This window comes from Monashia sp. HAY1-2A (assembly GCF_056755315.1).
Genome location: NZ_JBNDHY010000149.1, coordinates 1 through 10,324, shown reverse-complemented (window position 1 = coordinate 10,324; position 10,324 = coordinate 1). Strand labels below are relative to the sequence as shown.

Here is a 10,324-nt window from a genome sequence, read left to right as displayed (position 1 = left end):
CCCCCCCCCCAAAAAAAACCCCCCCCCCCCAGATTACTACGCGTCTCGTGGGCTCGGAGATGTGTATAAGAGACAGGCCACCGGCCGGCCCCGCTCGTCCTTGCCGGGCAGCCCGGCTGATGTCACCGGCCCGTCATCGCGTCGGGCCGCGGAGGTCGAGGACGCCGGGCGCCGCGTTGGCGGACTGGCGTGCATCGTTCGAGGCGACCCGTTCGAGGTAGCTGCGCGACTTGGCGACCTCGGTCTCGAGCGTGCCGATCGTCGCGGCCATGGTGTCGAGCGCCCGCACCTTGAACTGGTCGATGGTGTCCATCGTCTCGTAGATGTTCGCAAAGGCCTTCTGCAGCGCCTCGATCGACAGCGTCGAGCCGGCGGCCTGCTCCTGGATGCGAGCCGAGTTCTGCTTGAGGGCCTCGGAGGTGCGCTCGATGAGCCCGGACGTCGTGGTGTTGAGCGCCGTGATCTGGTCGAGGACGAGCTGCTGGTTGTTCAGCGCCTGGGCCACGATGACGGCGGTGCGCAGCGCCGACACGGTGGTCGTCGTCGCGCGGTCGACGCCCTTGATGAGCTCGATGTTGTTCTTGATGATGATGTCGATGGCCAGGTAGTTCTGGATCGACACGGCCAGCTGCGTCAGCAGGTCCTGGTGCTTCTGCCGGACGTAGAACAGGACGTCCTCGCGCAGCGCCTTGGCCTTCTCCGGGTCGGTGACCTCGAGGGTCGCGACCTGCGCGGCGAGCTTGGCGTCGAGCCGCTCGGCGACGTAGACGTACTGGTTGAGCCGGCCCATCGACTCCCAGAGGTTCTTCTTCTCGAGGTTGAGCGCGACGTTGTCCTTGGTCAGCTCGTCCTGGCCGGACTGGAGCGAGTGCAGGATGCCGTTGAGGTGGCTCTGGGCCGACTGGTACTTGCGGAAGTAGTCGGTGACCCGGTCGCCGAACGGGATCATGCCGAGGAGCTTCTTGGCGCCCTGGGCCTGGGCGGGGTCGAGGTCCTCGACCGTGCGCCGGAGGTCGAGCAGCGTCTTGCCGACCTTCGAGCTGCCGGACAGGCCGCCCTCGTTGAGGGCCTTGACCGGCATCTGGAGCATCCGGTTGCTGCTCTCGGCGGCGAACCGGATCTCGTCGGTGCCCATGCTGCGCACGTCGGCCGCCCTGGACTCCCACTCGGGGGACTTCGCGGTGGTGCGCATGAGGCCGTCGAGGTAGGTGTCGACCTTCGAGTCGAGTCCGGGCAGCGCGGCCTCGGGCACGGCCGGGGCCATCTTCGGCGCCGCGGTCTCGGCGACCGGCTGGGCCGGTGCCGGGGCGGTGAGGACGAAGGCCTCGCTCGGCGGCGGGGCGAGAGGCGTCACCTGCTGAGCGGGGGCTGCCGGAGCTGCTGCGGCCTGGGCGGCGGGCTGGTCGGTCATCGTGCGACGGGTCCTTCCCCTCGGTGCCGGCCGCGTCGGCGACGCGACCGAAGTCCCTCGCCCGCGGGTCGGCCCCGGCTGCGCGCCGGGCCCGTGACCCGTCTCGGGCGTACGGCCACTCTACGTGCCGCGCGCCTGCGACGGGACGGCGATCTGCGGGGTTCCACGACGCCCGGAGGCCGCGTCCCGGGAGCCCTCGCGAGGGAGGTGTCGAGAGACCCGGGAACGCGGCCGACGGGGGCAACCACGGTTCGGTGCCAGGGGAAACACCGAGCCGCGGTCGCGTTTCGTGGGGCGCCCCACGCTCCTGGAACGACACGGGCCCCGCGGGAGTTCCGCGGGGCCCGGCCGGTTCTCGGGACGGATGCGTCCCGGGGCGTCCCCGGGGCATCCCCGCGCGCGTCAGCCGAGCTGCCAGGAGCGCTTGCTCAGGCCGAACCAGAAGCCGTCGATGACGCTCTCGGAGCCCAGGTTCCCCGACGCGGAGGCGGCTCCGAGCGTCACGAACAGCGGTGCGAAGTGCTCGGTCCGCGGGTGCGCCTCGTGCGCGGCCGGGGCCTTGGCGGCGAAGTCGAGCAACGCGTCGACGTCCTGGGCGGCCATGGCCTCCCGGGCCCAGTGGTCGAACTCGGCGCTCGCCTGCGGGGGAGTGCCGTCGGCACCGCCGGCCGGGTTGAACCAGCGCAGGTTGTGGGTCGTGAAGCCGGAGCCGACGATGAGGGTGCCCTGCTCGCGCAGCGGCGCCAGGCGCCGGCCGATCTCGAAGAGGCCGCGCGGGTCGAGCGTCGGCATCGACATCTGCAGGACCGGCACGTCGGCGTCGGGGAACATCTCCTTCAGCGGGACGTACGCGCCGTGGTCGAGGCCACGGGCCTCGTCGCGGTGCACCTCGTGGCCGGGCGAGCTCAGCAGGCGCGTCACCTCGTCGGCCAGCTGCGGGGCGGCGGGCGCGTCGTAGGTGACCTCGTAGTACTTCTGCGGGAAGCCCCAGAAGTCGTAGGTCAGCGGTGCGCCGGTCGTCGAGCCGAGCGTCGTCGGGGCGTCCTCCCAGTGCGCGGAGACGATGAGGACGTCCTTCGGCTTCGGCAGGTCGGCCGACCACGCGGACAGCTCGGCCGTCCAGCGCCGGTCGTCGGCGAGCGGCGGGGCGCCGTGGCTGAGGTAGAGGACGGGTGCGGCGGACATGGGGGCTCCTCCCAACAAGTTGAACTCTAAACTACCATGGGAACGCCGTCCGGGCGGGCTTTCTTCCCCGCCGACGGCCTGCCCGGTGCACCGGCGCGCGTGGGCCCTGCCGATGCCACGTGCCGCGGGCTGTTACGGTCAGGGCGCGTCCACGTCGGAGCAGCGACGAATCCGCTGCACGTGAGACCGGGAAGTCGTAGGTGTGTCATGGCTGCAGGCAAGGGCCGCAAGCTCGTCATCGTCGAGTCGCCCGCGAAGGCGAAGACGATCGCCGGGTACCTCGGCGGGGACTTCGAGGTCGAGGCGTCGGTGGGTCACATCCGCGACCTGCCGAACCCGTCCGAGCTGCCGGCCGACATGAAGAAGGGCCCGTTCGGCAAGTTCGCCGTCGACGTCGACAACGGCTTCGAGCCGTACTACGTCGTCGACCCGGACAAGAAGAAGAAGGTCGCCGACCTCAAGCGCCTCCTCAAGGACGCGAGCGAGCTCTACCTCGCCACCGATGAGGACCGCGAGGGCGAGGCCATCGCCTGGCACCTGCTCGAGGCCCTCAAGCCGCGGGTCCCGGTCAAGCGCATGGTCTTCCACGAGATCACCCGCGAGGCCATCCAGCGCGCCGTCAACGACACCCGTGAGCTCGACACCCGACTCGTCGACGCCCAGGAGACCCGCCGCATCCTCGACCGCCTCTACGGCTACGAGGTCAGCCCGGTCCTGTGGCGCAAGGTGCGCCAGGGGCTGTCGGCCGGACGCGTCCAGTCCGTCGCGACGCGGATGGTCGTCGAGCGCGAGCGCGAGCGGATGGCCTTCGTCAAGGCGTCCTACTGGGACGTCGAGGGCGAGTTCACGCCCGGGGGCGAGCAGCAGCGCTTCGCCGCGCGCCTGGCCTCCGTCGACGGTGCCCGCGTCGCCACCGGCCGCGACTTCTCGGACGCCGGCGAGCTGACCGGCAGGGGCGTCGTCCACCTCGACGAGGCCCTGGCCCGACGCATCGCCGAGGCGTGCACCGGCGCCGACGCGCGCGTCACCGACGTGCAGGAGAAGCCGTACACCCGCCGTCCGTCGGCCCCGTTCACCACCTCGACGCTGCAGCAGGAGGCCTCGCGCAAGCTGCGCCTGAGCAGCAAGAACGCGATGCGCGTGGCCCAGCGTCTCTACGAGAACGGCTACATCACCTACATGCGTACCGACAGCACGACGCTGTCGGACGCTGCCCTCACCGCCGCCCGCAGCCAGGCCCGCGACATGTACGGCGCCGAGTACGTGCCCGAGTCGCCGCGCCGCTACGAGAAGAAGGTCAAGAACGCGCAGGAGGCCCACGAGGCCATCCGGCCCGCCGGCGACCGGTTCCGCAGCCCGGCCCAGGTGGCCGGCGAGCTGCGCGGCGAGGAGTTCGCCCTCTACGAGCTGATCTGGAAGCGCACCGTCGCCTCCCAGATGGCCGACGCCCGCGGCTCGACGGCCACGGTGCGGCTGTCCGTCGACACCCCCGTCGACGGCGCCCGCCAGGTCGAGTTCAGCGCGAGCGGAACCGTCATCACCTTCAAGGGCTTCCTCGCCGCCTACGAGGAGGGCCGCGACGACGAGGCCGTGGCGCGCGCCGACGCGGCCGCCGAGGAGCGCCGCCTGCCCCGGCTGTCCCCGGGCGTGGCCATCGAGGTCGTGCGTGCCGAGGCCGACGGGCACGAGACGAGCCCGCCCGCCCGTTACACCGAGGCGACGCTCGTCAAGGCGATGGAGGAGCGCGGCATCGGCCGCCCGTCCACGTACGCCGCGACCATCGGCACGATCCAGGACCGCGGCTACGTCTTCACCAAGGGCCAGGCCCTCGTGCCGACGTGGCTCGCGTTCGCCGTGACCCGCCTGCTCGAGGAGCACTTCGGAGAGCTCGTCGACTACGAGTTCACCGCGTCCATGGAGGAGGACCTCGACCGCATCGCCGGTGGCGAGGAGGGCCGCGCCGACTGGCTCAAGCGGTTCTACTTCGGCACCGAGGCCACCTCCGGCGCGGGGCTCAAGCAGCTCGTCGACGACCTCGGCGAGATCGACGCCAGGGAGATCAGCACCATCCCCCTCGGTGACGGCATGGTCGTGCGCGTCGGTCGCTACGGCCCCTACGTGGAGGAGGTCGGGCCCCGCGGCGTCGACCTCGAGACCGGCGAGGTCGCCGAGGGGGCTGACGGGTCCGCCACACCGCGCCGGGCGACGATCACCGACGACGTCGCGCCGGACGAGATGACGCCCGAGAAGGCCCGCGAGCTGCTCGAGGTCGCCGCCGACGACGGCCGGGTCCTCGGGCAGGACCCCGAGACCGGGCGCGACGTCGTCGCCCGCGCCGGACGCTACGGCCCGTACGTCACGGAGGTCATCGAGGACGAGGACGCGTCCGGTGGTGAGAAGCCCAAGGGCCGCAGGGTGGCCAAGGTCAAGCCTCGCACGGCCTCGTTGTTCAAGGACATGGACCTCGCCACCATCGACCTCGAGACCGCGCTGAAGCTGCTCAGCCTCCCGCGCCTCGTCGGCGTCGACGCCGAGGGCGTGGAGATCACCGCGCAGAACGGCCGCTACGGCCCGTACCTCAAGAAGGGCACGGACTCGCGCTCGCTGCAGACCGAGCAGCAGCTGTTCGACATCACGCTCGAGGAGGCGCTGGCGATCTACGCCCAGCCCAAGCAACGCGGGCGTGCCGCGTCGGCGCCGCTCAAGGAGCTCGGCACCGACCCGGTGAGCGGCAAGCCGGTCGTCGTCAAGGACGGCCGCTTCGGCCCGTACGTCACCGACGGCGAGACGAACGCGACGCTGCGCAAGGACGACGACCCGGCCTCGATCTCGCCCGAGCGCGGCTACGAGCTGCTCGCCGAGAAGCGCGCCAAGGGCCCGACGACGCGCAAGCGCGCCGCGACGAAGTCGACCCGCAAGACGGCCAGGAAGACCACGACGAAGAAGGCGGCATCCAAGAAGTCCTGACCGCCTCTGCGCCTCGCGCTAGCGTCGCCGTGTGATCGAGATCCGACGCCTCGGGCCGGCCGACCGGGACCGGTGGGAGTCGCTCTTCCGGGCCTACATCGCCTTCTACGGGCGCGAGCTGGACCAGTCCGCCTACGACAGGGCCTGGCGCGAGATCGGTTCGGACGCAAGGCTGCACGGTCTGGGTGCCTGGCTCGGGGGCGAGCTCGTCGGCATCACGCACTTCCTGGTTCACCCGAGCTCCAGCGAGCCCGACCTCTGCTACCTCGAGGACCTCTTCACCGACCCGGGCGTGCGCGGGCGAGGGGTCGCGCGGGCGCTCATCGCCGCGGTGCGCGAGTGGGCGCGCGGGCAGGGCTGCGGGAGCGTCTACTGGCAGACGCACGAGACCAACGCGGTCGCCCGCCGGCTCTACGACGAGGTGGCGAGCTACGACGGGTTCATCGTCTACACCGTCTCCGCCGGGGATCCTGCAGCGCCCGTCGGTGGGCAGTGAGAGGCTGACGCCATGGCAACCGTCGTGTTCGTCCACGCCCATCCCGACGACGAGGCGTCGCAGACCTCCGGCTCCATGGCCCGTGCGGTCTCCGAGGGGCACCGCGTCGTCCTCGTCGTCGCCACCAACGGCGACCACGGCGACGTCCCCGGTGACCTCGCCGAGGGCGAGACCGTCGTGCACCGCCGGCGCGTCGAGGCCGAGGCGTCGAACGCCGTCATCGGCACGCACCGCGTCGTCTTCCTCGGCTACGCCGACTCGGGCATGACGGGGTGGGCGCAGAACGAGCACGAGGGCAGCTTCATGCGGGTCGACACCGAGGAGGCGGCGCAGCGCGTCGCCGCGGTGCTGCGCGAGGAGCACGCCGACGTCGTCGTCGGCTACGACTGGCACGGCGGCTACGGGCACCCCGACCACGTCAAGGTGCACGCCGTGACCCGTCGGGCCGCCGAGCTCGCCGGGACGCCGCGCTACCTCGAGTCGTCGATGAACCGGACCGCGATGATCCGCTCCCACGAGGCCGCCGTCGCCGCCGGGCACGACGTGGGCGAGTGGGACCCGCGTGCGCCGATGGACGACGGCAACCCGCTCGGCAGCCTCGAGGAGGAGCTGCACTGGGCCTGCGACGTCAGCGACTTCCTCGAGGTCAAGCGCTCGGCGCTCAAGGCGCATGCGAGCCAGTCCGATGCCCAGGGGATGCTCGAGATCCCCGAGCAGATGTTCGCGGTGGCCTTCGGGTGGGAGCACTTCATCGAGCCCGGCCGCCCCGAGGGGATGGTCGCGGGCTGGTTCCTCGAGAGCGCCACCGTCCGATAGGTTACCGCCGGTAACCGTCCTCGTCGTCGCCCGAAAGGGGCCTCCATGTCCGACATCGACTTCGCGACCGCCACCCCCGAGCAGCTGGCCGCCGTCGAGCCGGCCGCCTTCATCCAGACCGTGAAGACGATGTCCGACAAGGACGTCGCCGCGCTCATGGCCTCGCCGAACCGCGAGGTGGTCCTGCGCTCGGTCTTCGAGCGGATGCCCGAGCTGTTCCGGGCCGACCGTGCCGGGTCCACGACCGCCACGACGCACTGGACGGTCACCGGCCGGCCCGAGGGGGGCGCGGACGAGTGGACCGTGCGGGTCCAGGACGGCACGTGCACCACGACCCGCGGCCTCGACGGCGCCGCGACCCTGGCCCTGACGATGGGCCCGGTCGAGTTCCTCAAGCTGATCAGCAAGAGCGGCAACCCGGTCATGATGTTCATGACCGGCAGGATCAAGGCCAAGGGCGACCTCGGCCTCGCCGCCAACCTCGCGAGCTTCTTCGACGTCCCAAGGGTCTGAGGCACGCCGCGAGACGCCCACCCGGCCGCAGGGGTCGGGTGGGCGTCTCGTGCTCCCAGGACGTCTCGTGGACCTAGACGACGAGGTTCAACAGGAGCACGAGGCCGAGGCCGGTCACCGACAGGACGGTCTCCATGAGCGACCACGTCTTGACCGTCTGGCCGACCTTCATGCCGAAGTACTCCTTGACGAGCCAGAAGCCGGCGTCGTTGACGTGCGAGAAGAACACCGAACCGGCGCCGATGGCCAGGACCATGAGGGAGACCTCGGTCGTCGACATGCCCGACGCGAGCGGGGCGAGGATGCCGGAGGCGGTGACCGTCGCGACCGTCGCCGAGCCGGTAGCGAGTCGGATGAGCACCGCGACGAGCCAGGCGAGCAGGAGCACCGACAGCCCGCTCTGGGCGATCCAGTCCGCGACGAGGCGGCCGATGCCGGTGTCGACGAGCGTCTGCTTGAAGCCACCGCCGGCGGCGACGATGAGGACGATGCCGGCGATCGGGCCGAGCGAGGCCTCGAGCGACGACCCGACCTCCTTGACTCCCATGCCCGCGCCGCGGCCGAGGGTGAACATGGCGAGGATGACGGCGATGAGCAGTGCGACCAGCGGCGTGCCGAGGAAGTCGAGGACGGCGCGGGCAGGCGTGTCCTTGCCGGCGAGGACGTCGGCGAGGGCCCTGCCCATCATGAGGGCGACCGGCGTCAGCACGGTGAACAGCGTCGTGCCGAACGACGGGCGCCGGGTGGCCGCTTCCGGCCGGGCCTCGAAGAGCTCGGGAGCGGGCACGTCGACCCAGCGGGAGGCCAGACGCGCGAACCACGGGCCGGCCACCGCGACCGTCGGGATGGCGACGAGGATGCCGAGGCCGAGCGTGATGCCGAGGTCGGCCTTGAGCGCGTCGATGGCCACCAGGGGACCCGGGTGCGGCGGCACGAGGCCGTGCATCGCGGACAGCCCGGCGAGGGCTGGGATGCCGACGCGCACGAGGGACAGGCCCGAGCGCCGGGCGACGAGGAAGATCACCGGCATGAGCAGCACGAGGCCGATCTCGAAGAACATCGGCAGGCCGATGACGGCGCCGACACCGGCCATGGCCCAGGGCAGGGCCCGGGTCGAGCTGCGGCCGACGATCGTGTCGACGATCTCGTCGGCGCCGCCGGAGTCGGCGAGCAGCTTGCCGAACATCGCGCCGAGGGCGATGAGGATGCCGACGCCGGCGGCGGTGCTGCCGAAGCCCTTGGTGTAGCTGTCCATGACGTCGGACATCGCCGCGCCGGCGATGCCGCCGACGGTCAGCGAGCCGAGCGTCAGCGCGAGGAACGGGTGCAGCTTGAACCGCACGATGAGCACGACGAGGACGGCGATGCCGAGCAGCGCGGCCGGCACGAGGCGTCCGGCGGGGACGACGGGCGCGGCATCGGCGGACACGGCCGATGCGGGCAGCAGGTGGAGCAGGGCGGTGGTCATGACAGGGTCGCTTCCGGGTCTGGGTGGTGCAGGAGGTCGAGGGACTGGGTGACGAGGTCGTCGACGGGCTGGTCGACCTCGAGGACGGCGCCGCGCTCGTCGGCGCCGAGCGGCTCGAGGGTCGCGAACTGCGACTCGACGAGGGCGGCGGGCATGAAGTGCCCCGGCCGGCCGGCGACGCGGGCGGCGATGACCTCCCGGTCGCCGTGGAGGTGGACGAAGTACGCCTCAGGGGCCGCGGCCGTGAGGACGTCGCGGTAGGCGCGCCGGAGCGCCGAGCAGCTCGTGACGCCGCCGGTCCGGGCGTGGTCGGCGAGCCAGGCCGCGATCGTGGCCAGCCACGGTGCCCGGTCGCCGTCGGTGAGCGGGACGCCGGCCGACATCTTGGCGACGTTCGCCGGGGGGTGGAAGTCGTCGGCGTCCGCGAACGGGACGCGCAGGCGCTGGGCCAGGGCGGCGCCGACCGTGGTCTTGCCCGAGCCGGACACCCCCATGACGACGACGAGGGGTGGTGGGTGGTGCTGCATGCTCCGTGACTCCTTCGTCCGGCTCGATCGATCTCTTCATCGAGTCGCTGGACCTAGGGTGGAGCAAGAAAGAGGTCTTAACAAGAGGTCAGCGTAAATAAAACTGATTTAAACGCGCCATGGCCACGGTGCATCTGTCGTGTGACAGGCTGGCGCCATGACGGCCGACCGACGTCCCGCGCTCCACGCCAGCGTGCTCGACGCGTTGGGACGCCAGGTCGTCTCCGGGGAGCTGCCGTCCGGCACGGTGCTGCGCATCGACCAGCTCGACGAGCGCTACGGCGTGTCCCGCTCGGTCGTGCGCGAAGCCGTCCGGGTCCTCGACTCCATGGGTCTCGTCGAGGCTCGCAAGCGCATCGGCGTCCGGGTCCTGCCGAGCACGTCGTGGAACGTCTTCGACCCCCGCGTCATCCGCTGGCGGCTCGACGGCCCGGGCCGCGAGGAGCAGCTGCTCTCGCTCGGCGAGCTGCGCCGCGGTGTCGAGCCCGTCGCCGCCGAGCTCGCCGCCGCCCACGCCAGCCCCGACCAGTGCGGCGTCCTGGTCGGCGCGGTGATGGCGATGGCCGTGCACGCCAAGTCGGGCGACCTCGAGGCCTACCTGGAGGCCGACCAGCTCTTCCACGCCACGCTGCTGTCGGCATCCGGCAACGAGATGCTCGCCGCGCTGTCGGGCGTCGTCGGCGAGGTTCTCGCCGGCCGCACGCACCACGACCTCATGCCCTCGACGCCCAACCCGGTTGCGGTCCGACTGCACGGCGACGTCGCCGAGGCCGTGCAGTCCGGCGACGGTGCGGCGGCGTCCGCCGCGATGCAGGCCATCATCGCCGAGGCCAGCGAGGCCCTGCGCGACGCCGAGTCCTGACGCCCCCTAGGACGGAGCCGGTCGAAAAGGGACGTGCCCACCCTGTCTCTTATACACATCTGACGCTGCCGACGACGGA

The 10,324-nt window shown here is 71.5% G+C and carries 9 protein-coding genes; 5 read left to right on the top strand and 4 right to left on the bottom strand.

The window, feature by feature from the left end:
* Positions 1 to 133: 133 nt before the first annotated feature.
* Positions 134 to 1,411, bottom strand: coding sequence for a toxic anion resistance protein (locus tag ACPYOM_RS17885; protein WP_481346993.1), 1,278 nt, complete (start codon positions 1,409 to 1,411; stop codon positions 134 to 136).
* A gap of 402 nt (positions 1,412 to 1,813) precedes the next feature.
* Complete coding sequence (locus ACPYOM_RS17880; RefSeq protein WP_481341574.1) at positions 1,814 to 2,596, bottom strand: dioxygenase family protein; 783 nt, start codon at positions 2,594 to 2,596, stop codon at positions 1,814 to 1,816.
* Positions 2,597 to 2,803: 207 nt separating this feature from the next.
* Here ACPYOM_RS17880 and topA point away from each other — a divergent pair, with 207 nt between their 5' ends.
* Genes topA through ACPYOM_RS17860 form a run of 4 tightly spaced genes read left to right on the top strand, consistent with a single transcriptional unit; the run spans position 2,804 to position 7,388 of the window.
* The gene (gene topA, locus ACPYOM_RS17875; protein WP_481346992.1) at positions 2,804 to 5,563 is read left to right on the top strand and encodes a type I DNA topoisomerase; all 2,760 of its coding nucleotides are present in this window, start codon (positions 2,804 to 2,806) and stop codon (positions 5,561 to 5,563) included.
* A 31-nt stretch (positions 5,564 to 5,594) separates the two neighbouring features.
* The gene (locus ACPYOM_RS17870) at positions 5,595 to 6,059 is read left to right on the top strand and encodes an N-acetyltransferase family protein (protein ID WP_481341572.1); all 465 of its coding nucleotides are present in this window, start codon (positions 5,595 to 5,597) and stop codon (positions 6,057 to 6,059) included.
* 12 nt (positions 6,060 to 6,071) lie between these two features.
* Positions 6,072 to 6,875: a PIG-L deacetylase family protein gene (locus ACPYOM_RS17865; RefSeq protein WP_481346991.1), complete on the top strand. Its 804-nt coding sequence runs from the start codon at positions 6,072 to 6,074 to the stop codon at positions 6,873 to 6,875.
* 45 nt (positions 6,876 to 6,920) lie between these two features.
* The gene (locus ACPYOM_RS17860; RefSeq protein WP_481346990.1) at positions 6,921 to 7,388 is read left to right on the top strand and encodes an SCP2 sterol-binding domain-containing protein; all 468 of its coding nucleotides are present in this window, start codon (positions 6,921 to 6,923) and stop codon (positions 7,386 to 7,388) included.
* Between the two features lie 73 nt (positions 7,389 to 7,461).
* Here ACPYOM_RS17860 and ACPYOM_RS17855 read toward each other — a convergent pair whose 3' ends face one another.
* A complete protein-coding gene (locus tag ACPYOM_RS17855) occupies positions 7,462 to 8,856 on the bottom strand; it encodes a GntP family permease (protein WP_481346989.1) in 1,395 nt (464 codons plus the stop codon).
* Positions 8,853 to 9,383, bottom strand: a complete 531-nt coding sequence (locus ACPYOM_RS17850) for a gluconokinase (protein WP_481346988.1) — start codon at positions 9,381 to 9,383, stop codon at positions 8,853 to 8,855. The genes ACPYOM_RS17855 and ACPYOM_RS17850 overlap by 4 nt, the downstream gene beginning before the upstream one ends.
* Positions 9,384 to 9,540: 157 nt before the next feature.
* Here ACPYOM_RS17850 and ACPYOM_RS17845 point away from each other — a divergent pair, with 157 nt between their 5' ends.
* Positions 9,541 to 10,245 carry a FadR/GntR family transcriptional regulator gene (locus tag ACPYOM_RS17845; RefSeq protein ID WP_481346987.1) on the top strand — a complete coding sequence of 235 codons (705 nt, stop codon included), beginning with the start codon at positions 9,541 to 9,543 and terminating at the stop codon, positions 10,243 to 10,245.
* Positions 10,246 to 10,324 lie beyond the last annotated feature (79 nt).